At 77.1% G+C, this 22521-nt stretch carries 26 protein-coding genes and 1 riboswitch; of the genes, 20 read left to right on the top strand and 6 right to left on the bottom strand.

Annotated elements, in window-relative coordinates; genetic code table 11:
• Positions 1-167 precede the first annotated feature (167 nt).
• The 5 genes from yczR (at position 168) to ACI78Q_RS00980 (ending at position 5270) form a co-directional block, all read left to right on the top strand.
• Entirely contained in the window at positions 168-1619 is a 1452-nt protein-coding gene (gene yczR / locus ACI78Q_RS01000; RefSeq protein ID WP_456921434.1) for a MocR-like transcription factor YczR, read from the top strand.
• Positions 1620-1836: 217 nt separating this feature from the next.
• Positions 1837-2592 (top strand): ANTAR domain-containing protein, encoded by a 756-nt coding sequence (locus tag ACI78Q_RS00995; RefSeq protein ID WP_456921433.1) that lies wholly within the window; start codon positions 1837-1839, stop codon positions 2590-2592.
• Positions 2593-2692: 100 nt separating this feature from the next.
• On the top strand, positions 2693-3358 hold the full coding sequence (locus ACI78Q_RS00990; RefSeq protein WP_456921432.1) for a lysophospholipid acyltransferase family protein: 666 nt from the start codon (positions 2693-2695) through the stop codon (positions 3356-3358).
• Complete coding sequence (locus ACI78Q_RS00985) at positions 3355-4854, top strand: cobyric acid synthase (protein ID WP_456921431.1); 1500 nt, start codon at positions 3355-3357, stop codon at positions 4852-4854. Before ACI78Q_RS00990 ends, ACI78Q_RS00985 begins: the two co-directional genes overlap by 4 nt.
• A gap of 128 nt (positions 4855-4982) precedes the next feature.
• Positions 4983-5270: a hypothetical protein gene (locus ACI78Q_RS00980; RefSeq protein ID WP_456921430.1), complete on the top strand. Its 288-nt coding sequence runs from the start codon at positions 4983-4985 to the stop codon at positions 5268-5270.
• Between the two features lie 7 nt (positions 5271-5277).
• Here the strand turns inward: ACI78Q_RS00980 and ACI78Q_RS00975 are convergent, their stop codons facing one another.
• Entirely contained in the window at positions 5278-5667 is a 390-nt protein-coding gene (locus tag ACI78Q_RS00975) for an acyl-CoA thioesterase (RefSeq protein WP_456921429.1), read from the bottom strand.
• A gap of 34 nt (positions 5668-5701) precedes the next feature.
• On the opposite strand from ACI78Q_RS00975, the gene ACI78Q_RS00970 reads away from it, so the two are divergent.
• On the top strand, positions 5702-6292 hold the full coding sequence (locus tag ACI78Q_RS00970; protein WP_456921428.1) for an MSMEG_1061 family FMN-dependent PPOX-type flavoprotein: 591 nt from the start codon (positions 5702-5704) through the stop codon (positions 6290-6292).
• Between the two features lie 30 nt (positions 6293-6322).
• Positions 6323-6748 (top strand): VOC family protein, encoded by a 426-nt coding sequence (locus ACI78Q_RS00965; protein WP_456921427.1) that lies wholly within the window; start codon positions 6323-6325, stop codon positions 6746-6748.
• A 50-nt stretch (positions 6749-6798) separates the two neighbouring features.
• On the opposite strand, the gene ACI78Q_RS00960 is transcribed toward ACI78Q_RS00965, so the two are convergent.
• Entirely contained in the window at positions 6799-6996 is a 198-nt protein-coding gene (locus ACI78Q_RS00960) for a hypothetical protein (RefSeq protein ID WP_456921426.1), read from the bottom strand.
• A gap of 188 nt (positions 6997-7184) precedes the next feature.
• On the opposite strand from ACI78Q_RS00960, the gene ACI78Q_RS00955 reads away from it, so the two are divergent.
• Both ACI78Q_RS00955 and ACI78Q_RS00950 read left to right on the top strand, forming a co-directional pair.
• A complete protein-coding gene (locus ACI78Q_RS00955) occupies positions 7185-7760 on the top strand; it encodes a type II toxin-antitoxin system PemK/MazF family toxin (protein ID WP_456921425.1) in 576 nt (191 codons plus the stop codon).
• A 159-nt stretch (positions 7761-7919) separates the two neighbouring features.
• Positions 7920-8651 carry a class I SAM-dependent methyltransferase gene (locus ACI78Q_RS00950; protein WP_456921424.1) on the top strand — a complete coding sequence of 244 codons (732 nt, stop codon included), beginning with the start codon at positions 7920-7922 and terminating at the stop codon, positions 8649-8651.
• A 4-nt stretch (positions 8652-8655) separates the two neighbouring features.
• Here the strand turns inward: ACI78Q_RS00950 and ACI78Q_RS00945 are convergent, their stop codons facing one another.
• From ACI78Q_RS00945 to ACI78Q_RS00930, 4 genes are all read right to left on the bottom strand, one after another.
• The gene (locus tag ACI78Q_RS00945) at positions 8656-9096 is read right to left on the bottom strand and encodes a hypothetical protein (RefSeq protein ID WP_456921423.1); all 441 of its coding nucleotides are present in this window, start codon (positions 9094-9096) and stop codon (positions 8656-8658) included.
• Positions 9097-9169: 73 nt separating this feature from the next.
• On the bottom strand, positions 9170-9421 hold the full coding sequence (locus ACI78Q_RS00940) for a hypothetical protein (protein WP_456921422.1): 252 nt from the start codon (positions 9419-9421) through the stop codon (positions 9170-9172).
• A 64-nt stretch (positions 9422-9485) separates the two neighbouring features.
• Entirely contained in the window at positions 9486-10532 is a 1047-nt protein-coding gene (locus ACI78Q_RS00935; protein ID WP_456921421.1) for an LLM class flavin-dependent oxidoreductase, read from the bottom strand.
• 30 nt (positions 10533-10562) lie between these two features.
• On the bottom strand, positions 10563-11657 hold the full coding sequence (locus ACI78Q_RS00930) for an AbrB family transcriptional regulator (RefSeq protein ID WP_456921420.1): 1095 nt from the start codon (positions 11655-11657) through the stop codon (positions 10563-10565).
• Positions 11658-11912: 255 nt separating this feature from the next.
• A riboswitch (cobalamin riboswitch) is annotated at positions 11913-12039 on the top strand.
• A gap of 73 nt (positions 12040-12112) precedes the next feature.
• Here ACI78Q_RS00930 and ACI78Q_RS00925 point away from each other — a divergent pair.
• Genes ACI78Q_RS00925 through cobA form a run of 11 tightly spaced genes read left to right on the top strand, consistent with a single transcriptional unit; the run spans position 12113 to position 22514 of the window.
• On the top strand, positions 12113-14122 hold the full coding sequence (locus ACI78Q_RS00925; RefSeq protein WP_456921419.1) for a putative cobaltochelatase: 2010 nt from the start codon (positions 12113-12115) through the stop codon (positions 14120-14122).
• Positions 14122-14736 carry a cob(I)yrinic acid a,c-diamide adenosyltransferase gene (gene cobO / locus ACI78Q_RS00920; protein WP_456921418.1) on the top strand — a complete coding sequence of 205 codons (615 nt, stop codon included), beginning with the start codon at positions 14122-14124 and terminating at the stop codon, positions 14734-14736. Before ACI78Q_RS00925 ends, cobO begins: the two co-directional genes overlap by 1 nt.
• On the top strand, positions 14733-16115 hold the full coding sequence (locus tag ACI78Q_RS00915) for a cobyrinate a,c-diamide synthase (RefSeq protein ID WP_456921417.1): 1383 nt from the start codon (positions 14733-14735) through the stop codon (positions 16113-16115). The genes cobO and ACI78Q_RS00915 overlap by 4 nt, the downstream gene beginning before the upstream one ends.
• Positions 16102-16797: an energy-coupling factor ABC transporter permease gene (locus ACI78Q_RS00910; RefSeq protein WP_456921416.1), complete on the top strand. Its 696-nt coding sequence runs from the start codon at positions 16102-16104 to the stop codon at positions 16795-16797. The genes ACI78Q_RS00915 and ACI78Q_RS00910 overlap by 14 nt, the downstream gene beginning before the upstream one ends.
• On the top strand, positions 16794-17186 hold the full coding sequence (locus tag ACI78Q_RS00905) for an energy-coupling factor ABC transporter substrate-binding protein (RefSeq protein ID WP_456921415.1): 393 nt from the start codon (positions 16794-16796) through the stop codon (positions 17184-17186). Before ACI78Q_RS00910 ends, ACI78Q_RS00905 begins: the two co-directional genes overlap by 4 nt.
• Positions 17183-17917, top strand: coding sequence for a cobalt ECF transporter T component CbiQ (gene cbiQ, locus ACI78Q_RS00900; protein WP_456921413.1), 735 nt, complete (start codon positions 17183-17185; stop codon positions 17915-17917). The genes ACI78Q_RS00905 and cbiQ overlap by 4 nt, the downstream gene beginning before the upstream one ends.
• On the top strand, positions 17914-18753 hold the full coding sequence (locus ACI78Q_RS00895) for an energy-coupling factor ABC transporter ATP-binding protein (RefSeq protein WP_456921412.1): 840 nt from the start codon (positions 17914-17916) through the stop codon (positions 18751-18753). The genes cbiQ and ACI78Q_RS00895 overlap by 4 nt, the downstream gene beginning before the upstream one ends.
• Positions 18750-19091 carry a cobalamin biosynthesis protein gene (locus ACI78Q_RS00890; RefSeq protein ID WP_456921411.1) on the top strand — a complete coding sequence of 114 codons (342 nt, stop codon included), beginning with the start codon at positions 18750-18752 and terminating at the stop codon, positions 19089-19091. Before ACI78Q_RS00895 ends, ACI78Q_RS00890 begins: the two co-directional genes overlap by 4 nt.
• On the top strand, positions 19088-20161 hold the full coding sequence (gene cobC / locus ACI78Q_RS00885; protein WP_456921410.1) for an Rv2231c family pyridoxal phosphate-dependent protein CobC: 1074 nt from the start codon (positions 19088-19090) through the stop codon (positions 20159-20161). The genes ACI78Q_RS00890 and cobC overlap by 4 nt, the downstream gene beginning before the upstream one ends.
• Entirely contained in the window at positions 20158-21258 is a 1101-nt protein-coding gene (gene cobT, locus ACI78Q_RS00880; RefSeq protein WP_456921522.1) for a nicotinate-nucleotide--dimethylbenzimidazole phosphoribosyltransferase, read from the top strand. Before cobC ends, cobT begins: the two co-directional genes overlap by 4 nt.
• The gene (cobA, locus tag ACI78Q_RS00875) at positions 21255-22514 is read left to right on the top strand and encodes a uroporphyrinogen-III C-methyltransferase (protein ID WP_456921409.1); all 1260 of its coding nucleotides are present in this window, start codon (positions 21255-21257) and stop codon (positions 22512-22514) included. The genes cobT and cobA overlap by 4 nt, the downstream gene beginning before the upstream one ends.
• The last annotated feature ends 7 nt before the right edge of the window (positions 22515-22521 follow it).

Genomic DNA, 22521 nt, shown 5'->3' with positions numbered 1-22521 from the left:
GGTCGGCCGGACCGCGGCCACCCCGGACGGCGACGACGAGGGTGGTCACCGACAGCGCGGTGATCCCCAGCAGGACGAACAGGACGACGACACCACCTGAGGTCATGCCGAGAGAGTGGCACCGATCGGGCTGGTGCAATGCGGTCCACTACGGCATGGTGGCCTGCATGCCACCTCGCTCGGCCCAGTCCACTTCGGCGCATGAGCTGGCCACCCTGGTCGGGCCGGTGGAGGTGGTGCCCGGCCCGCGCTACGCCGCCCTGGCCCGCCGCATCCGCGAGCTGGTCACGACCGGGGCGCTGCCCAGTGGCAGCCGGCTGCCCGCGGAGCGGGAGCTGGCCGCCGAGCTGGGCACCAGCCGGGTCACCGTCGCCTCGGCCTACCGGCAGCTGCGCGCCGACGGGTTCGCGGTCACCCGGCACGGCTCGGGCACGGTGGCCGAGCTGCCGGCCGCGAGCAGCGTGTGGCGGGCCCCGAGCACCGACCCGGAGCTGCTCGACCTCGCGCACGCGGCACCCGAGGCGGTGCCCCAGCTGCAGGCGGCCTACCAGCAGGCGCTGGCCGCACTCCCGGCGTACGCGGCCGGGCACGGGTACGCGCCCAGCGGCCTGCCCGAGCTCCGGGAGGCCATCGCCGACCGCTTCACCGCCCGCGGCCTGCCCACCGGGCCCGACCAGGTCGTGGTGACCGCCGGCACCGGCGACGCCACCGCGATCGTGTTCGAGACGCTGCTCCAGCCCGGCGACCGCGTGCTCGTGGAGCACCCGACCTACCCCGGCGCGCTCGGGATGGTGGCCGCTGCCGGCGGCCGGTGCGTCCCCGCCCCGGTCGACGCCGCCGACCCCGACGGCCTGGTCGCCGCGGCGGCACTGGTCGCCCGGCAGAGCAGCCCGCGGATGGCGTTCGTCATGCCCGACTTCTCCAACCCCTCCGGTGCGCGGTTGTCGGCCGCGGGGCGGCGCCGGCTGGCCGCGACCCTGTGGCAGCACGGCGTCCTGAGCGTCGTCGACGAGGTGACCGCCGAGCTGCACCTGGACGACGGCTCCCTGCCGCCGTTCGCCGCCGCGCTGCCGGACGCCGCCACGGTCACCGTCGGCGGGCTGTCGAAGGCCGTCTGGGGTGGTCTGCGGATCGGCTGGGTCCGCACCGACCCGGCACTCGCCGCCCAGCTCGGCGAGGCGCTGGGCCGCCGGCAGCTCTCCGTCGGGGTGGTCGACCAGCTCGCCGCCGCCGTCCTGGTGCGGCAGCTGGACGACGTCCTCGAGCAACGCCGGGAGGCCCTGCGCGAGCGGCGCGAGGTGCTGCTGACCGAGCTGGCCCGGACGCTGCCCGGGTGGACGGCGCCCCGGCCCTCCGGCGGGCTGTCGGTGTGGTGCCGGCTGCCACCCGGCCTCAGCTCCGCGGCCCTGACCGCGGCCGCGGCCCCGCTCGGGCTGGTGCTCGCGGAGGGCCGCGCCTTCGGCACGGGGCACGCGTTCGACGACCACCTCCGGCTGCCGTTCACCCTCCCCCCGGACCGGCTGCGGACGGCGGTGGAGCTGCTCGCCTCGGTGAGCGCCGGCCTGCCCGCCGCACCCGCCCGGGGATGGGCCCCGACCCGCCCGCTCACCGTCGTCTGAACCGCTGCGGGAGGCCGTCGAGCACCGACAGCCCGTGGCGACGCGCTGCACGGCGTGGGGGCCCCGTCGCCCGGGGTGCAAGCCGCGCTACAGAGTCGTACCGTGTCACCCAACGGGAGTTCGGTGACCGTGCGTCACCGGCCCACCGCGGTGGTCGAAGCCACGGCCGTCGGCGCACAGCCGGACACCCGTCCGGCGACCCCCCCGTGGAGTCGACATGACAGTGACGCCGTCACCCATCCTGTCCTCGGTCCGTCCCGTGTCCGGCCCGCCCGCCTCTGCGGGGCCGCACCCCGGGCCCTCGGCGTCCCGGCCGGTCCGCAACGCCCGCAGGCTCGCCGGCCGGTTCCGCTACGAGCGGCGCACCGGCACCTGGACGTGGTCCCCGGAGATGACCACGCTGCTCGACTGCGGCCACGGCGGCGCCCACCCGTGCACCGAGCTGCTGGTGCGCTCGATGCACTCCGGCGACCGCCCGCACGCGCTCGCGGCGATCGCCTCGGCCTGCACCGACGGCCTGCCGTTCTCGATGCGGGTGCGGCTGCGCGGCCGCGGCGGCACCGAGCGGCCCGGCGTCCTCATCGGTGAGCCGGTGCTCGACCCCAACGGGGTGGTGGAGGCCCTGGACGGGCTGCTCGTGGAGGTGCCGGCCGAGCCCGCCCACGCCCCGCACGTGGACGGCGGCGCCGACGGCGACCGCGTGCGCGCGCTGGAGACCGAGGTGGCCCAGCTGCGCACGGCGATGGGCAGCCGGGCGGCGATCGAGCAGGCCAAGGGGATCGTCATGCTGCTCACCGGATGCGGTGACCAGGTGGCCTTCGACGTGCTGGCGCACATCTCGAGCAACTCCCACCGCAAGGTGCGCGACGTGGCCGTGGCCATCACGGAGTCGGCCGCCGGGCACGCGTCCCTGCCCGACGACATCCGCGGACTCATCCGCGACGTGTGCCCGCCGAGCCCGCGCATGCACTGAGCCACAGGCCCTGGGGGAGCCCGCTCCGGGGCGCGCGGGAGAATGCCGCTGCCACCGGCGACCGCCGGTGGTCCCCCCGAGCCGAGAGGGGAAGCGCGGCGTGCTCTACCTCGTCGTCCGGTTCCTGCTGCGCCCGCTGTTCCGGATCGCGCTGCGCACCCACGTCACCGGGCGGGAGAACGTCCCGGCCACCGGCGCGTTCATCCTCGCCAGCAACCACCTGTCGTTCATCGACAGCATGGTCATCCCCCTCTCGGCGCCGCGCCGCGTGGGCTACCTCGCCAAGGCGGAGTACTTCACCGGGTCCGGCGTCTCCGGCTGGCTGTCGAAGACGCTGTTCACCGCGCTCGGGGCGCTGCCGGTGCAGCGGCAGACCCACCGGGCCGCGCAGGAGGCCCTCGACACCGCCCTGGGGGTGCTGCGCGAGGGCGGCGGCTTCGGCATCTACCCGGAGGGCACCCGCTCCCGGGACGGCCGGCTGGCCCGCGGCAAGACCGGGGTGGCCTGGCTGGCGCTGACCGCCGACTGCCCCGTCGTCCCCGTCGCGGTGGCCGGCACCGACGAGGTGCAGCCGGTGGGCTCCCGCTGGCCCCGCCCGCACAAGGTGTCGGTCACCTTCGGCGCGCCGCTCACCTTCCCCGAGTACCGCGGGATGGCCGGCAACGGCCGGGCCCGCCGCGCCGTCACCGACCAGATCATGGAGGCGATCGCCGAGCTGTCGGGGCAGGAGAAGGCCGGCTGGGGCGCCCCGCGCGAGACCGTGTGACAGGGGCGCTGCTCGTCGCCGGGACGACGTCGGACGCCGGCAAGTCGGTCGTCACCGCCGGCATCTGCCGCTGGCTGGTGCGCCAGGGGGTCTCGGTGGCGCCGTTCAAGGCGCAGAACATGAGCAACAACTCCATGGTCACGCCCGACGGCGCCGAGATCGGCCGGGCCCAGGTGGTGCAGGCCGCCGCCGCCCGCGTGACCCCCGAGGCCGCGATGAACCCGGTGCTGCTCAAGCCGGGCGGGGAGGACTCCAGCCAGGTCGTCGTCCTCGGCCGGCCGGTGGCCGAGGTCAGCGCGCTGTCCTACCGGCCGATGAAGGCCGCGCTGCTGGAGCAGGTGCTCGCCTGCCTGGCCGACCTGCGCTCCCGCTTCGACGTCGTCGTGTGCGAGGGCGCCGGCTCGCCCACCGAGATCAACCTGCGCGCCGACGACATCGCCAACATGGGCCTGGCCACCGCTGCGCAGCTACCGGTGGTCGTCGTCGGCGACATCGACCGCGGCGGCGTCTTCCCCGCCCTCTACGGCACGGTGGCTCTCATGCCGCCGGCCGACCAGCGGCTGGTCGCCGGGTTCCTGGTCAACAAGTTCCGGGGCGACGTCCGGCTGCTGCGCCCGGGGCTGGAGTCGCTGACCGGGCTCACCGGGCGGCCGACCCTCGGCGTGCTGCCGTGGCTGCCGGGGCTGGACCTCGACGTGGAGGACTCCCTGGGCCTGGGGACGGCGCGCCCGTCCGCCGGTCCGCCGCACGGCGATGACGTGCTGCGCGTCGCCGCCGTCCGGCTGCCCCGGCTGTCCAACTCCACCGACCTCGACGCGCTGGCCGCCGAGCCCGGCGTCCTCGTCCGCCACGCCACCACCCCGGCCGAGCTGGCCGACGCCGACCTGGTCGTGCTGCCCGGCACCCGGTCCACCGTCGCCGACCTGCGGTGGTTGCGGGAGACGGGGCTGGCCGACGCCGTGGCGCGGCGGGCGGCGGAGGGCCGCCCCGTGCTGGGCATCTGCGGCGGGCACCAGATGCTGGCCCGCACGATCACCGACGACGTCGAGTCGCGGGCCGGCACCGTGCCGGGGCTGGCCCTGCTGCCGGCCGACGTCCGGTTCGCGCGGGAGAAGACCCTCGCCCGCCCCACCGGGACCGCGTTCGGGCAGCCGGTGCGCGCCTACGAGATCCACCACGGCGTGGTCACCGTCGACGACGACGCCGAGCCCTTCCTCGACGGCGCCCGGCGCGGCTCGGTGTGGGGCACGACCTGGCACGGGGCGCTGGAGAACGACGGGTTCCGCCGGGCCTTCCTGACGGAGGTGGCGCGGGTGGCCGGCCGCCGGTTCGTCCCGGCCCCGGACACCGACTTCGCCGCCGTCCGCGAGCGGCGCCTGGACGCCCTGGGCGACCTCGTCGCCGCGCACGCCGACACCGACGCGCTGTGGCGGCTGGTCGAGGACGGCGTCCCGGCCGGCCTGCCGCTGCTGCCGCCCGGCGCCGGGTCTCGCTGACCGGCACCCGCCGCGCGCACGGGGTGTGCCGTGGGACACGACGCGCGGACGCCCCGCCCGCGGGCGGTGTCGCCGGTGGCCCCCCTGCGGGACCATCCGCCGACGGACCCCAGCGGCGGGAGGCGGCCATGGCGATCGCGGTGCACGTGGTGAACACCCCGAACAGCGACGCGCGGGCGGCCTACGAGGGAGCCTGGCGGCGCATCGACGAGCGGGGGCTGCGGCACCCGGCCGGCCGGCAGAGCCACACCGCCTGGATGGCCGGGGACGTGCTGCACGTCGTGGACGTCTGGGACTCCCCCGAGGCGTTCTCGGAGTGGATGGTCACGCTCGGCCCGATCCTCGAGGAGTTCGGCATGACGCTCGAGGGACAGCCGGAGGTGGGCGAGGTCCTGCAGGTGGTCCGGCCGGACTGACCCGCCCTCAACCCGCGGCCAGCCGCTCCCGCACGTCGTCCGGCCACGGTGCGGCCGCGCCGTCGGCCACGCAGACGTACGTGGTGCGGACGACGCAGCAGACCCGCTCCCCGACGCGCACGGTGAACCGGGCGGTCGCGCTCGTGCGGCCCACCTTCTCGGTCTCGGCGTCCACGGTGACCGTGTCCCCCCAGCGCGCGGCCGAGGACCACTCGAGCGTGCTGGCCTTGACCAGCGGGTCGATGGAGCGCTCGGTGAGCTCGGCCCACGACAGCCCGGCCGCGGCCCACCAGGCGTTGGAGGCCTCGTCGGCCCACGTCAGGTAGTGGGCGTTGAAGACGACGCCCTGCTGGTCGCACTCGACGTACCGGACCGGGGCGCTCCACCGTGCCGTCACGGGGACGGACCGTAGTCCGGTTACGGTCCTCGGCATGGACGGCGTGCTGGACCGCTATCGCGACCCCTCCCAGTTGGTGCAGGACAAGGTGATCGACCACCTCGACCGCCACTGCCGGGCCTTCGTCGAGCTGTCGCCGTTCGCGACGCTGTCCACCGCCTCGGCCGACGGGTGGCCCGACGTGTCGCCGCGCGGCGGGGACCCGGGCTTCGTCAAGGTGCTCGACGAGCACCGGCTCGCGCTCCCCGACCGGCCGGGCAACAACCGGGTGGACAGCCTGCACAACGTGGCGGGCAACCCCCGAGCGGCGCTGCTGTTCCTGGTGCCGGGCATCGAGGAGACCCTGCGGGTCTTCGGCACCGCCGAGCTGGCCGCGCCGGAGGACCTGGACGTCGACCTCACCGAGTTCGGCCGCGCGCCCCGGTCGGTGCTCGTGGTGACGGTGACCCGCGCCTACTTCCAGTGCGCCAAGTCGATCATGCGCTCGGGCCTGTGGGACCCGTCGCGCCAGGTGGAGCGCACGGCCTTCGCCCCCATGCGCGAGGTGTTCGGCGACCACTGCCGGCTCACCACACCGCTGCCCGACGACGCGGTGATGCGGGAGGGGCTGGCCCAGGAGCTCTGAGCCGTCGGTACCGGGCCCTACGGTGCGGGCATGGCGACCGACGTCCAGGTGGTGGTGGACAGCTCCGACCCGCACGGGTTGGCCGACTGGTGGGCCGAGGCCCTCGGCTGGCAGGTGGAGGCGCAGGACCCGGCGTTCATCCGCCGCATGGTCGAGTCGGGCGCGGCGAACGAGGCCGACACGACGACCCACCGGGGAGCGCTCGTCTGGCGGGTCGGCGCCGCGGTGAACTCCCCGGACCCCGGCCGGCCGCGGGTGCTGTTCCAGCTCGTGCCCGAGGCCAAGACGGTCAAGAACCGCGTGCACCTCGACCTGCACGTCGGACCCGAGCGGCGGGACGCCGAGGTGGCGCGGCTGGTGGAGATGGGCGCCACGGAGCTCCACCGGCAGTCCCAGGGCCCGTTCACGTGGGCGACGCTGACCGACCCGGAGGGGAACGAGTTCTGCGTGGCCTGAACCCGCTGGCCCCTCGGGGCCCGTGGCGAGCCGGGCCCGCGGCGTCGGGCTCAGCTGGCGCGGAGGTCCCGGGCCAGCTTGCGGTAGGCCACGGTGCGCTCGACGATGCTGCGCCTGCGACCTCGCCGCGACCGCTGGTCGCCCCCCAGGTAGCGGGCGTCCTCAACGAGCTGGAAGGCGGCCAGTACGCTGGCCTTCACCTCCCGCACCCGTGGCGCGGCAGGTGGCACCGGTTCGGCCGAGGTCATCGCGGCCCCCTCTCCTCGGAGGAGCCCCCTGACCCGCCCCGTGAGGCCATGGTGCCCCTCCATCGGCAGGTCGAATCCTTCCGGTGACCGATTGGTGCCGATGTGTCACACGTGACACACGAGGTTCACGAACGTCGCGCTGACGGCCGCGTGCCGGCGCCCGTCCGCGGTTCCGTACGGTGCCGTTCATGACCGGATCCGGGTTCGGCCGACGCCTCGCCGAGGGCCTCCGGGCCGCGCTGCGGCCGGCCGTCCGGGCGGCGCTCCGGCCGGCTCCGCGAACGGCCCGGCCGGGGGTCCGCCGTGCCCGCCGGACGCCGGCTCCCGCCCCGGCGTCCGAGGTGTCCGACGGGGTGCGCGACCTCCCCGGGACGCTCGCCGGCGTCGACCTCGGCTACTCCCCGCACGACGACGCCCTGCCCGACCCCGGCGAGGTGGTGTGGGCGTGGGTGCCCTTCGACGAGGGCGACGGCCGCGGCAAGGACCGGCCCGTGCTGGTCATCGGCCGGCGGGGCTCGGACCTCGTCGGCCTGATGCTCTCCAGCCAGGACCACGACCGCGACGCCGCGGACGAGGCGCGTTTCGGCCGGCGGTGGATCGACGTCGGCTCCGGGGCCTGGGACCCCCAGCGCCGCCCCAGCGAGGCGCGGCTGGACCGGCTCCTGCTCGTGCCGCCGGATGCCGCGCGCCGGATCGGCGCCGCGCTCGGCCGGCGTCAGTTCGACGAGACGGTCGCCGCGGTCCGCACGCTGCACCGCAGCTGACGTCGCTCCGGCGCCGGACGCGAGTCGTGAGTGGGCGGCACCCCGCAAGCACCCGACGGCACCGAGATCCACATCGGCCCACCCCTGCTCACCGCCCGCATGAGCACACGCCCGGAATCCGCTCGACCGCACTGCGGTGGCCGCGGCACGCTGCCCGGGATGGACGACGTGGAGGTCTTCTGGGCGCTGCACAGCGACCTCCCGCGCGAGGGCGTGGGATCCGACGCGACCACCCGGCACCTGCTCGGCCTCGCCGGGCCCCTGCCGGCGGAGCCGAGGGCGCTCGACATCGGCTGCGGCCCGGGGCGGGCGTCGCTCGTGCTGGCCGCGGCCGGTGTCCGGGTCACCGCCGTCGACCTGCACGAGCCCTTCCTGAGGCGGGCCCGGCAGGCGGCCGCCGACGCCGGCCTGACGAACCGGATCGCGGTCGAGCGGGCCTCGATGGGTGCGCTCCCCCACCCCGACGGCGCCTTCGACCTGCTGTGGTGCGAGGGAGCGGCCTATCTCATGGGCGTCGACGCGGCGATGTCCACGTGGCGGCGGCTGCTCTCCCCCGGCGGTGTCCTCGTGCTCACCGACGCGGTCTGGACGACGGACACCCCGTCCCCGGAGGCCGCCGCGTTCTGGGCCGCGTACCCGGCGATGCGGGACGTCGCGGCCACCGTCGCCGCGGCAGGGGCCGCCGGCTACGACGTCCTCGCCACACACCTGCTGCCCGACTCCGACTGGGCCGAGGAGTACCACGATCCGCTCGAGGCGGCGATCGACGCCTGGCCCCAGCCGGACGGGCAGACGGCCGCGGTCCTGGCGGCAGCCCGGGTCGAGATCGACGTGCGGCGCAGGCACGCCACCGAGTTCGGCTACGCCGGCTTCGTGCTGCGGCGCCCGTGACGGGTCAGGCGGCCACCACGTGACCCGCGGCGTGCAGCCGACGCTTGGCCATCGCGATGGGCACCTGCCCGACCAGCGCGGGCAGCACCCACCACACCGGGTTGCCGGTCGACCCGATCAGCAGCCCGGTCACCAGCGCGACGTAGGACCCACCGAGCAGATGCGGCTGGAGCGTCCGCCACGACCGCCAGCCCTGCCGACGGGCCAGCGCACCGGCCACGGCCAGCGACTCCGTGCCCACCGCCACCGGAAGCAGCCAGGCGAGCCCGGGCGCCGCGAGCGCGAGGACGGCTCCGGTGAGCGCGACGCCCGCGACGGCCAGCTGGTAGCCCCAGGCGGCGAACGCGGCCCGCGCACCCCGCGCCCGGGCGCCGAGCCAGAGAGGGCCCAGCACCAGACCCGCCGTCCCGGCGGCGACGTGCAGGGCGAGCAGCGGGATCGTCACCCGGCGACCGTGGCACCCGCGCGTCGCCGGCGGCAGTGCCGCCCGTCAGCGTCGCGAGGTGACGGATGGGAGGTCAGTCGGCGACGGACTCGTCGCGGACCGACTGCCTGGGTCGCACGGTGTAGACGCCGGCCGAGCCGTGCAGCGTCGTCAGGTCGTAGCGGTGCACCACCTTGGGGCCGCCGTGGAGGTGCACGTGGGTGATGGTCGGCAGCGGCTCACCGTGCCGCGCCTCACGGACCTCGACCCGCCCGTCCAGCGGGCCACCCACGAACAGCAGCACGGCGTCCTCCGTGCCCGTCGTCTCCTCGGACAGCTCCCTCACCTCCCTGACGCCCCGGTCGAGGGTAGGCGCGTCCGGGCGGGGAAGGGGGCCCCTGGACGGGTGATCAGGCCGACGCCTTCGCGCGGGAGGCCAGCTCCGCACGCACGATCGGGGCCACCTCGGTGCCGAGCAGCTCGATCGACCGCAGCACCTCGCGGTGCGGCGCGGCCCCCAGCGAGGACTGCATGAGGAAGCGGTCGTGACCGAACAACTCGTGCTGGAACAGGATCTTCTCCGCCACCTGCTGCGGGCTGCCGACGACGACCGCGCCGTGCAGGCCGGCGAGCGCGTCGAAGTCCGGCCGGGTCATGGGCCCCCAGCCGCGCTCGCGCCCCAGCTGGGTCATGACCTCGGCGTAGGTGTCGTAGAAGCTGTCGGCCGCGGCCTGCGAGGTGTCAGCGACGAAGCCGTGGGAGTTGATCGAGACCGGCAGCGGCCCGTGCCCGTACTGCGCGGCCGCCCGCCGGTGCAGCTGGGCCAGCGGCGCGAACCGGGCCGGCTCGCCGCCGATGATCGCCAGCGCCAGCGGCAGGCCCAGCGCCCCGGCCCGGACGACGGACTGCGGGTTGCCGCCCACGGCCACCCACACCGGCAGGGGGTCCTGCACCGGCCGTGGGAAGACCGGCTGGTCGACCAGCGCCGCCCGGTGCCGCCCGGACCAGGTCACCCGCGGCGCGTCGCGCAGCGCGAGCAGCAGGTCCAGCTTCTCGGCGAACAGCTCGTCGTAGTCGTCGAGGTCGTACCCGAACAGCGGGAAGGACTCGATGAACGACCCACGCCCGGCCATGACCTCCGCACGCCCGTGCGAGAGCAGGTCGACGGTGGCGAACTGCTGGAACACCCGGACCGGGTCCTCCGAGGAGAGCACCGTGACCGCGCTGGTCAGGCGGATGCGCGACGTCCGGACGGCCGCCGCGGCCAGCACCGTCGCCGGGGAGCTGACCGCGTAGTCGGGCCGGTGGTGCTCACCGACGCCGAAGACGTCGAGCCCCACCTGGTCGGCGAGCTCGATCTCCTCCAGCAGGTCAGCCAGCCGCTGCTCGGGACTGATCGTCGTCCCGGTGTGCGGGTCCCGGAGGACGTCGCCGAACGTGTAGACCCCGAGCTCCACTGCCACTCCCTGCGGTCGTCCGTTGAACGGTCAACCACCGTTCGCGTCACCGGGATTCCCCGTGCGGCGCAGCCACCGGGCCAGCAACGGCGCCGACAGCAACATCACGAACAGCCGCAGCACCTGGACGGCGAGCACGAAGGTGGCGTCCGCGCCGCCGTCCCGGGCGGTGGCCAGCACCGCGTAGAGCCCGCCCGGGGTCGTGGCCAGGTAGGCGTCCAGCGCGCTGGCGCCCGTGGTGACGGTGAGCACCGCGCCCAGGCCCGCGCAGGCGGCGATGAGGCCCAGGATGATCACCAGCGCCAGCGGCAGCGCCCGCCCGATGGTGCGCAGGCTCGCGCGGGTGAAGTTCAGGCCCACCATCAGGCCGATGACCAGGAACGCCGCCAGCTCCAGCGCGGCGGGCACCTGCGCGCCCCTGGCCAGGCCGCTGAGGTCGAGGGCGGCCGCGACGAGCATCGGGCCGAGCAGGGCGGGCACCGGGATCCGCAGCAGCCGGGCCAGCGGCAGGCCCACGGCCACGCAGACCACCGAGAACAGCAGCCCGGCGGGCCAGCCCGGGCCGCCCTCCCCGGCGAGCGTCCCGCCGGACCCGGGCTCGGCGCCGAACACCGCCGTGGCCGCCACCGGCATGAGGACGACGATGATCAGCACCCGCAGGTACTGCAGGACCGCGACCATCCGGTCGTCGGCGCCCAGCTCCCGGGACATCGCGGTGATGCCCGACGCACCGCCGGCGATCATCGCGAAGGCGCCGGTCACCGGGCTGATCCCCGGCTGCAGGCGCATGAGCAGGCCGGCGACCACGGTCAGCGCCAGCGTGGCGACGGTGACCAGCAGGACCGGCAGCCAGTCCCGCCCGATCGCGGCCAGGGTGTCCAGGTCGACCAGCGCGCCGACGGAGACGCCGATCAGCGCCTGCGCGGCGGTCACGCCCGGGCGAGGGACGGTGAGCCGCCGGCTGACGGTCAGGCCGCGGACCAGGCCGGCGAGCAGTCCGCCGAACAGGGACGGCGAGGGCAGGTCGAGCGCGTCGAGGACGACGGTGGCCGCGAGCGCACCGGCCACGACGAGGGCCGCGTCCACCAGCCACGCGATCCGCCCCGAGCCCCCCACGTGGGTCACTCTGCCTCCTGGCCGCCGCGGCCCCGTCCCGGGGCCCGCCCCGAGCCTGCGAAGGGCGGGGAGGACGGGGTCCTCCCAGACGCCGGCGATGCGGCGCAGCGGGGCGACGTGCGCGCCGAAGGCGGCCACCGTCGACCTCGGTGCCTCCACGCCGGAGAGCGCGGACCGTCGGTTCCCGATCCGTCACGACACCCGGGGGTGTCGGCGCGCCCGGGCGTCGTGGTCTGATGACGCGGCCACACGCGACGGCAGTGGAGGAAGCCCGGTGAGATTCCGGCGCGGTCCCGCCACTGTGACCGGGGAGTCCGTCCCCACGCTCGGCCACTGTCCCCCCGGGGACGGGAAGGTCGGGGACGGACGACGATCCGGCAGCCAGGAGACTCCCGCCGTCGTCCCTGCCACCTCCGGGCGTGGACACCCGGGGAGAGGACGCGTGCCATGCGCGGTCGACCCGCATGACCTATCCCTTCGGCGCTGTCGTCGGCATGGCCGACATGCGGCTGGCCCTCCTGCTCAACGCCGTCTCCCCGGCCGTCGGCGGTGTGCTGGTCCGGGGTGAGAAGGGCACGGCGAAGTCGACGGCGGTGCGCGCGCTGGCCGCCGTCCTCCCGCCGGTGGACGTCGTCGCCGGCTGCCGGTTCGCCTGCGACCCCGCCGCGCCGGACCCGGCGTGCCCCGACGGGCCGCACGACACCGCCGCCCCGGCGCAGACCCGCCCGGCCCGGCTGGTCGAGCTGCCGGTCGGGGCGTCGGAGGACCGCGTCGTCGGCTCCCTGGACCTGGAGCGGGCGCTGACCGAGGGCGTGAAGGCCTTCGAGCCCGGGCTGCTCGCCGCGGCGCACCGCGGCGTGCTGTACGTGGACGAGGTCAACCTGCTGCACGACCACCTGGTCGACCTGCTCCTGGACGCCGCGGCGATGGGCACCGCCTACGTCGAGCGCGAGGGCGTCTCGGTGCGGCACGCCTCGCGGTTCCTGCTGGTCGGCACGATGAACCCCGAGGAGGGCGAGCTGCGCCCGCAGCTGCTCGACCGGTTCGGCCTCACCGTGGAGGTCGCCGCCCCCCGTGACCCCGACGAGCGGGCCGAGGTGGTGCGCCGCCGGTTCGCCTTCGACGCCGATCCCGCCGGGTTCACCGCGCAGTGGGCCGCCGAGGAGTCCGCGCTGGCGGCCCGCATCGCCGACGCCCGCGCCCGCCTGCCGCACGTCGTCCTCTCCGACGACGCGCTGCGTCAGGTGACCGCCGTGTGCGCGGCGTTCGACGTCGACGGCCTGCGCGCGGACCTCGTCACCGCACGCGCCGCCATCGCCCACGCCGCCTGGTGCGGCCGCGACGAGGTCACCGAGGACGACGTCCGGGTCGCCGCCCGGCTGGCCCTCCCCCACCGCCGGCGGCGCAACCCGTTCGACGCCCCGGGGCTGGACGAGTCGACGCTGGACCAGGCGCTCGAGGACGCCCGCCCCGAGGAGCCCGAGGACGACGGCCCCGACGACGACGGCGGCCCGCCCGGTGACGGCCCCGCGCCCCCGCCCGCGCCGGATGCCCGCGAGCGCACGGACGGCGGACAGACGGAGGGCGGGCAGACGGAGGGCGGGCAGACGGAGGGCGGGCAGACGGACGGCGCGCCGGCGCCCGAGCGGGCCGCCGTCGCGCCGGGCGACCCGTTCCGCACCCGCCGGCTGGAGGTGCCCGGCATCGGCGCGGGCGCGGCCGGCCGGCGGTCCAGGGCCCGCGCCGAGCGCGGCCGGGTGGTCGGCTCGACCCGCCCGCCCGGCACCGTCACGCGGCTGCACCTGCCCGCCACCGTCCTCGCCGCCGCACCGCACCAGGCCGCCCGCGGCCGCACCGGGCCCGGGCTGCGGGTCCGGCGCGGCGATCTCCGCCAGGCCACCCTCGAGGGCCGCGAGGGCAACCTGGTCCTCTTCTGCGTCGACGCCAGCGGCTCGATGGGCTCGCGCTCGCGGATGGCCGCGGTCAAGGGCGCCGTCCTGTCGCTGCTGTTGGACGCCTACCAGCGGCGGGACAAGGTCGGTCTGGTCACCTTCCGCGGCTCCGGCGCCGAGCTGGCGCTGCCGCCCACCTGGTCGGTGGAGGCCGCGGCCGCGCGGCTGCGGGAGCTGCCCACCGGCGGGCGGACCCCGCTGGCGGCGGGTCTGCTGCGGGCCTCCGAGACGCTGCGGGTGGAGCGGGTGCGCGATCCGCAGCGCCGGCCGCTGCTCGTCGTCGTCACCGACGGCCGGGCCACCGGTGCGCGGGGCGGCGCGCACGTCGCCGACGCGCACGCCGCCGCCGGCCTGCTGGCGGCGACCGGGACGGCGTCGGTCGTCGTCGACTGCGAGTCCGGCCCGGTGCGGCTGGGCCTGGCCGCGGAGCTGGGGGCCCACCTGGGCGCGACGACGCTGCGGCTGGAGGAGCTGGCCGCCGACTCGCTGGCGGCCACGGTCCGGACGGCGAGGGCCGCCTGATGCCGCAGGGGCAGGTCGCAGTCACCCCGGACGACGGGCTGACCACCCGCCAGCGGCGCAACCGGCCGCTGCTCGTCGTCCACACCGGGGAGATGAAGGGCAAGTCCACCGCCGCGTTCGGCATGGCGATGCGGGCGTGGAACCAGGGCTGGCCGATCGCGGTCTACCAGTTCGTCAAGAGCGCCAAGTGGAAGGTGGGCGAGGAGAACGCGCTCACCGCGCTGGGCCGGCTGCACGAGCAGACCGGCGAGGGCGGCCCGGTGGTCTGGCACAAGATGGGCTCGGGCTGGAGCTGGTCGCGCCGGCAGGGCACCGAGGTCGACCACGCCGCCGACGCCGCCGAGGGCTGGGCGCAGATCAAGCGCGACCTCGCCGCCGAGGCGCACCGGTTCTACGTGCTCGACGAGTTCACCTACCCGCTGGCGTGGGGCTGGGTGGACGTCGACGACGTGGTGCGGACGCTGCGCGAGCGCCCCGGCACCCAGCACGTGGTGGTGACCGGGCGGAACGCCCCGGCGGCGCTGGTCGAGGCCGCCGACCTGGTCGTGGAGATGACCAAGGTCAAGCACCCGATGGACGCCGGCCAGAAGGGCCAGCGGGGGATCGAGTGGTGAGCCTCGCTCGCGTCGTCGTCGCCGCGCCGGCCAGCAACTCCGGCAAGACGTCGGTCGCCACGGGCCTCGCCGCCGCCCTCACCGCCCGCGGCCTGTCGGTCTCGCCGCACAAGGTCGGCCCCGACTACATCGACCCCGGCTACCACGCCCTCGCCGCCGGCCGCCCCGGCCGCAACCTCGACCCGGTGCTGGTCGGCGAGGAACGGGTGGTGCCGCTGTTCCTGTACGGGGCGCGCGGAGCCGACGTGGCCGTGGTCGAGGGGGTCATGGGCCTGTTCGACGGCGCCACCCACCCCTCGGTCGAGCCGGGGTTCGCCTCCACCGCGCACGTCGCCCGGCTGCTGCGGGCACCGGTCGTGCTCGTCGTCGACGCCTCGGCGCAGGCGCAGTCCGTCGCCGCGCTGGTGCACGGGTTCGCCACGTTCGACCCGACGGTGCGCCTGGGCGGCGTGGTGCTCAACCGGGTCGGCAGCGACCGGCACGAGCAGATCCTGCGCGACGCACTCGGCGCCTCCGGGGTACCGGTGCTCGGGGCGATCCGTCGGCTGGACGCGCTGGCCACGCCGTCCCGGCACCTCGGCCTGGTTCCGGCGGCCGAGCGCTCGGCGGAGGCCCTGGCCACGGTCGGCGCGCTGGGCGAGGCGGTCGCCGCGGCCGTCGACCTGGACGCCGTGCTGCGCCTGGCGCGGTCGGCCCCGCCGCTGGACGCCGACCCGTGGGACCCCGCCGCGGAGGTCGCCCCGGTGCCCGGCCGGCCGCGGATCGCCGTCGCCGGTGGCGCGGCCTTCACCTTCGGGTACGCGGAGAACGCCGAGCTCCTCGCCGCCGCCGGCGCCGAGGTGGTGACCGTCGACCCCCTGCGCGACGAGCGGCTGCCGGCGGGCACCGCGGGGCTGGTGGTCGGGGGCGGCTTCCCCGAGGTGCACGCCGCGGACCTGTCGGCCAACACCGCGCTGCGGGACGACGTCGCCGCGCTCGCCGCCCGCGGAGGACCGGTCGCCGCCGAGTGCGCCGGGCTGCTGTACCTGGCCCGCAGCCTCGACGGGCTGCCGATGTGCGGCGTCCTGGACACCGACGCGGCGATGACCCCGGGGCTGACCCTCGGCTACCGCGCCGCGGTGGCGCTCACCGACTCCGTGCTGGCCCCGGCGGGCACCCGGGTGCGCGGGCACGAGTTCCACCGCACCGTCGCGACCCCGGCCGCGGGCGCGGCGCCGGCCTGGCGGTGGGCGGGCGCCGCTCCGGAGGGCTTCGTCTCCGGCGGCGTGCACGCGAGCTACCTGCACCTGAACTGGGCCGGGTCCCCGGCCGTGGCCGGGCGTTTCGTGGCCGCCTGCGCGGCGACCGTCTCAGAGGGGGCGCGACGTGCACATCGCTGAGGGTTTCCTGCCACCGGCGCACGCGATCGGCTGGACGGTGGCCGCCGCCCCCTTCGTCGTCCACGGCGCGCGGGCGGTGGTCAAGGAGGTGCGCGAGAACCCGGAGTCGACCCTGCTGCTCGGCGCCGCGGGGGCGTTCACCTTCGTGCTCAGCGCGATCAAGCTGCCGTCGGTCACCGGGAGCTCGAGCCACCCGACCGGCACGGGGCTGGGCGCGATCCTGTTCCGACCACCCGTGATGGCCCTGCTGGGCACCGTCGTCCTGCTGTTCCAGGCCCTGCTGCTGGCCCACGGCGGGCTCACGACGCTGGGCGCCAACGCCTTCTCGATGGCGGTGGTCGGCCCGTGGGCCGGTTACGGCGCCTACCGGCTGACCCGCCGGCTGGGCGGTGGGCTGCTGCCGGGGGTCTTCGCCGGCATGGCGGTGGCCGACCTCGCCACCTACGTGACGACGTCGCTGCAGCTGGCGCTGGCCTTCCCCGACGCGCAGAGCGGCTTCGCCGGCGCCGCCGCGAAGTTCCTCGGCGTCTTCGCCGTCACCCAGGTGCCGCTGGCGCTGGCCGAGGGCCTGGTCGGGGTGCTGCTGTTCCGGGTGCTCACGGTCAACGCCCGCCCGGAGCTGCAACGGCTGGGGGTCCTCCCCCGCCCGGCGGCCGCGGTCGACGAGGAGGGCGCGCGATGAACCGCCGCCACCTGGTCACCGCCCTGCTCGTCCTGGGCGTCGTCGTGCTCGTCGCCGTCCCGCTGCTGCTGCACGCGGGCAGCGCCGAGTTCGGCGGCACGGACGGGCAGGCCACCGAGCTGATCGAGGAGTCCGGCTACACGCCGTGGTTCGACTCGGTGTTCTCCGCCGGCTCCGCGGAGGTCGAGTCCGGGCTGTTCGCCCTGCAGGCCGCCGCGGGCGCCGGGGTGCTCGGCTACGTGCTGGGCCGGCTGCGCAACCGGCGGGCCCTGCGGGAGGCCCTCGCGGCGGCCGGGGCGGCGACGAGCAGCCCCGCGGCCGGGGCGGCGACGAGCACCCCCGCGGTCGAGGCCGCCCGGGCCGACGCGCCGGAGGCACCGCGCCCGTGAGCTCCCTGGCGATCGACGACGCCGCCTGGGCCAGCGCCTGGCGCCGCCGGGCCCCCGGCGACAAGCTGCTGCTGTCGCTCGGGCTGGTGGTCTGCGCGCTGGTCCTGCCGGCGTGGCCGGGCAGCCTCCTGGTCGGCCTCACCGCCGTCGTCCTCGCCCTCGGTCCCGCCCGGGTCCCCGCCCGCACGTTCGGCCGCGTGGTGCGCTGGCCGCTGGGCTTCGTCGCCGTCGGCGCCCTGACCTCGGTGGTCTCCGTCGGCGACGCTGGGCTGGGCTGGGCGCCCGACGCCGCGGCGCGGGCCGGCGCGCTGGCCGGGCACGCGCTGGCCGGCAGCGCCGCGGTGCTCCTGCTGGCCACCACCACGCCGGTGTCGGACCTGCTGCCGGCGCTGCGCCGCCTGCGGGTGCCGGCCGCGGTCGTGGAGGTCGCCGCGGTCACCTACCGGCTGCTGTTCGTGCTGCTGACCAGCCTGACCGCCGTCCGCGAGGCGCAGACCGCCCGCATGGGTCACTCGTCGGTGCGCCGCTCCTACCGCTCCTCGGCGGTGCTCGCGGCCGCCGTCCTCACCCGCTCCTGGGACCGCGCCCGCCGGCTGCAGGAGGGCCTGGCCGGTCGCGGGATGGAGACCGGGCTGCAGGTGCTGCCCGAGGCGCTGCCGTCGTCCCGGCCGTTCCTCGCCACGACCGCCGCCGGGCTGGCGGCGCTGGTGGCCGTGGGGCTGCTCGCGTGAGCCACCGCACGCTGACCGCCGAGGGCCTGGTCGCCGGCTACGAGCGGGGCCGGCGGGTGCTCGACGGCGCCGCCCTCACCGTCCCCGCCGGACGGCGCCTGGCGCTGCTGGGCGCCAACGGGTCCGGCAAGACCACGCTGCTGCGCTGCCTGTCCGGCGCCCTCGAGCCCACCGCCGGCACGGTCGCGCTCGACGGGGAGCGGCTGCGGTACACCCGCCGCGGGCTGCGGGCGCACCGGCAGGAGGTGCAGCTGGTCCTGCAGGACCCCGACGACCAGCTGTTCAGCGCCTCGGTCGCCCAGGACGTCTCCTTCGGCCCGCTCAACCTGGGCCTGCCGGAGGACGCCGTCCGGGCCCGTGTCGCCGAGGCCCTCGACCTGCTGGGCGTGACCGGCCTGGCCGGGCGCCCGACCCACCAGCTCTCCTACGGCGAGCGCAAGCGGGTGGCCATCGCCGGCGCGGTGGCGATGCGGCCCTGCGTGCTGCTGCTCGACGAGCCGACCGCGGGGCTGGACCCCTCGGCGGTCACCGAGGCGCTGCGGGCGCTGGAGCGGCTGGGCGCCGCCGGCTCCACCGTCGTCATGAGCACCCACGACGTGGACCTCGCGCTGCGCTGGGCCGACGACGTGGCCGTCGTCGTCGACCGCACCGTGGTGCAGGGCGCGCCCACGGAGCTGCTCGCCGACGACGCGCTGCTCGCCCGGGCCCGCCTGGACCGCCCGTGGGCGCTGGCCGTCGGCGCCCGCCTGCGGACGCTGGGCCTGCTGCCCGACGGCGCCCTGCCGCGGGACGCCGACGAGCTGCTCGCCGCACTCCCCGAGGGGGTGGCCCCGTGATCGTCGGGGTGGGGGCGCGGCCGGGGGTGAGCGCGGCGGAGGTGCTGGCCGCGGTGGACGCCGTCCTGCCGGCCGGGGCCGACGGCGTCCGGCTGGCCACGCTCGACGCGCGCGCCGCGGAGCCGGGGATGCGGGCCGCCGCGGCCGCCCGCGGCTGGCCGCTGACCGGGCACCCGGCGGCCGCGCTGGCCGCCGTCCCCGTCCCCGCCCCGTCCCCGCGGGTGGCGGCCGCGGTGGGGACGGCGTCGGTCGCGGAGGCCGCGGCGCTGCTCGGCGGCGGCACCCTGCTGGTGGGCCGGACGGTGGTCGGGAGGGTGACCGTGGCGGTGGCCGCATGACCGACCTGCAGCACCACGGGGACGCCGAGCTCGCGCCCGGCCTGACCGACCTCGCCGTCAACGTCCGTGCGGGCACCCCGCCGCCGTGGCTGCGCGCCGTCCTGCAGGCCGCGCTGGAGGACGCCGCCGCCTACCCGGACGCCGGCCCGGCCCGTGCCGCGGTCGCCGCCGCGCACGGCCGCCCCTCCGCGGAGGTGCTGCTCGCCGCGGGCGCCGCCGAGGTGTTCACGCTGGTGGCGCGGGCCCTGCGACCGCGGCGCGCGGTCGTCGTCCACCCGTCGTTCACCGAGCCGGAGGCGGCGCTGCGGGCCGCCGGCCACCCGGTCCAGCGGCTGCTCCTGGCGGCTCCGCGGTACCGGCTCGACCCGGCCGCCGTGCCGGAGGACGCCGACCTGGTCGTCCTCGGCAACCCGACCAACCCCACCTCGGTGCTGCACCCGCGGGACGACGTCGCCGCGCTGGCGCGGCCCGGGCGTGTGCTGCTGGTCGACGAGGCGTTCGCCGACACCGTGCCCGGGGAGCCCGCCTCGCTGGCCGGCCGCCGCGACCTGCCGGGGCTGCTCGTGGTGCGCAGCCTGACCAAGACGTGGGGGCTGGCCGGGCTGCGGGTCGGCTACGCGCTGGGGTCTCCGGACCTGGTGGCCGCGCTCGCCGCGCACCAGCCGCACTGGCCGGTCTCCTCCCCCGCGCTGGCCGCGCTCACCGCCTGCACCACGCCCACGGCCCGGGCGGAGGCGACCGCCGCGGCGCACCACCTCATCGATCACCGGGAGGTGCTGCTGCAGGCCCTGCCGCCCGGGGTGGAGGTGCTCGGCACGCCGCGGTCGTCGTTCGTGCTGCTGCGGGTGCCCGGCGGGGAGCAGGTGCGGTCGGAGCTGCGGCAACGGGGCTGGGCGGTGCGCCGCGGGGACACCTTCCCGGGCCTGTCCGCCGACCACCTGCGGGTCGCCGTCCGCGACCCGGCGACCTCGCGTGCGTTCACCGCGGACCTCGCTGCGATCCTGGAGGGGATCCCTCCCGCGCCACCGACGCCGCGGGGCCAGCCCCGCCAGCCCGAGGAGATCCGCTGAGCACCGACCCGACCCCGTTCGCCGGCACCCTGCTGGGGGACACGATCGCCGCGGTCGCCCCCCGCGACGCCGAGGCCGAGCGCGCCGCCCGGGACCGGCTGGACCGGATGACCAAGCCGCCGGGCTCGCTGGGCGTCCTGGAGGACGTCGCCGCGCAGCTGTCGGGCACCGCGGGCGCCTGCCCCCCGCCGCTGCCGGTGCCCGCCGCGGTCGCGGTGTTCGCCGCGGACCACGGGGTGCACGCCCAGGGGGTCACGCCGTGGCCGCAGGAGGTCACCGCGCAGATGGTGGCCAACCTCGCCCGCGGCGGCGCGGTGGTCAACGCGTTCGCCGCGCAGCTCGGCGCCGACGTCGTCGTGGTGGACGTCGGGGTGGCCACCTCGTACGCGGTCGAGCCCGGCCCCGCGCTGCTCGCGCGCACGGTGCGCCCCGGCACCGCCGACCTCGCCACCGGCCCGGCGATGACCGTCGACGAGGCGCGCCGCGCGGTCGAGGCCGGCATCGAGGTGGCGACCGCGCTCGCCGCCGACCACGCCAGCCTCGTCACCGGCGACATGGGGATCACCAACACCACCGCGTCCGCGGCGCTGGTCTGCGCCTTCACCGGCGCGAGCCCCGCCGAGGCCACCGGCCGCGGCACCGGCGTCGACGACCGCACTCTGGCCCGCAAGGTCGAGGTGGTCACCCGTGCGGTGGCCCGCGTCCCCGAGCGGCCCACCACGCCGGAGGCGGCGCTGGCCGCCCTGGCCGAGGTGGGCGGTCTGGAGCACGCCGCGCTGGCCGGCTTCGTCCTGGGCGCCGCGGCGGCCCGCGTGCCCGTGCTGCTCGACGGGGTCATCGCGGGGTCCGCCGCGCTCGTCGCCGCGGCGCTGTGCCCGACCGCCCTGGAGCACGCGCTGGCGGGGCACACCTCCGCCGAGCCGGGGCACGGCCTCGCGCTGCGCGCCCTGGGCCTGCGCCCGCTGCTGGGCCTGGACCTGCGGCTCGGCGAGGGCACCGGCGCGCTGCTGGCGCTGCCGCTGGTCGCGAGCGCGGCCCGGGCGCTGCGCGACGTCGCCACGTTCGACTCCGCCGGCGTCACCGGGAAGGACGCATGAACGCCACACCGGTCGACCCCGCCAGCGGGGTCGTCTACCCGGTCGGGCTGCGGCTGCTGGACCGGCGGGTGGTCGTCGTCGGCGGGGGCCAGGTCGCCCACCGCCGCGTGGCCGGGCTGCTGGAGGCCCGCGCGCTGGTCACCGTCGTCAGCCCGGAGGTCACCCCGGCCCTGGAGGCCCTGGTCGGCCCCGGGGCGGTGACCTGGGTGCGCCGCGGCTACCAGCACGGCGACCTCGACGGCGCCTGGTACGCGGTCGCCGCCACCGACGACCCCGCGGTCAACGCCGCCGTCGCCGAGGAGGCCGAGCGGGCCCGGCTGTTCTGCGCGCGCGCCGACGACCGCGCCGCGTCCAGCGTCTGGACCCCCGCCGTCGGCCGGCAGGGCGACCTCGTCGTCGGCGTCCACGGCGGTGGTGACCCGCAGCGGGCGGTCGGCGTCCGCGACGCGGTGGTCGCCGGGCTCACCGACGGCAGCATCCGCGACCGCGCCGCCCGCGCCACCCCGCAGGGGCGCCCCGGCACCGTCGTCCTCGTCGGCGGCGGGCCCGGCGACCCGGGGCTGATCACCGTCCGCGGCCAGCAGGCGGTCTCGCAGGCCGACGTCGTGGTGGCCGACCACCTGGCGCCGCAGTCGCTGCTGGCCTCGCTGCCGCCGGACGTCGAGGTCATCGACGCCTCCAAGCTGCCCCGCGGCCGGTACATGGCGCAGGAGCAGATCAACGCGCTGCTGGTGGAGCACGCGCGGGCCGGGAAGCGGGTGGTGCGGCTCAAGGGCGGGGACCCGTTCGTCTTCGGCCGCGGGATGGAGGAGCTGGCGGCGTGCGCGGCCGCGGGCGTGCCGGTCGAGGTGGTGCCCGGGGTGACCTCGGCGATCGGGGTCCCGGCGCTGGCCGGCATCCCGGTGACCCACCGCGGGCTCACCCACGAGTTCGTCGTCGTCTCCGGGCACGTGCCCCCGGGGCACCCGTCGTCGCTGACCGACTGGACGGCGCTGGCCCGGCTGCAGGGCACCCTGGTCGTGCTCATGGGCGTCGACACCGCCCCGGCCATCGCCGCGGCCCTCGTCGAGCACGGCCGCGCCCCCGACACCCCGGTGGCCGTCGTCGCCGACGGGTCGACCCCCACGCAGCGGACGGTGCGCACCACACTGGCCGGGCTGGCCCGCACGCTGGCCGACGAGGGCATCCGCCCGCCCGCGGTCTGGGTGGTCGGGGAGGTCGTGACGCTGGCCGCGGAGCTCAGCCCGCGGCGCTGACGGCCGG

It is taken from the genome of Geodermatophilus sp. SYSU D00705 (assembly GCF_054050135.1).
This window is presented reverse-complemented; position numbering and strand designations above follow the sequence as displayed.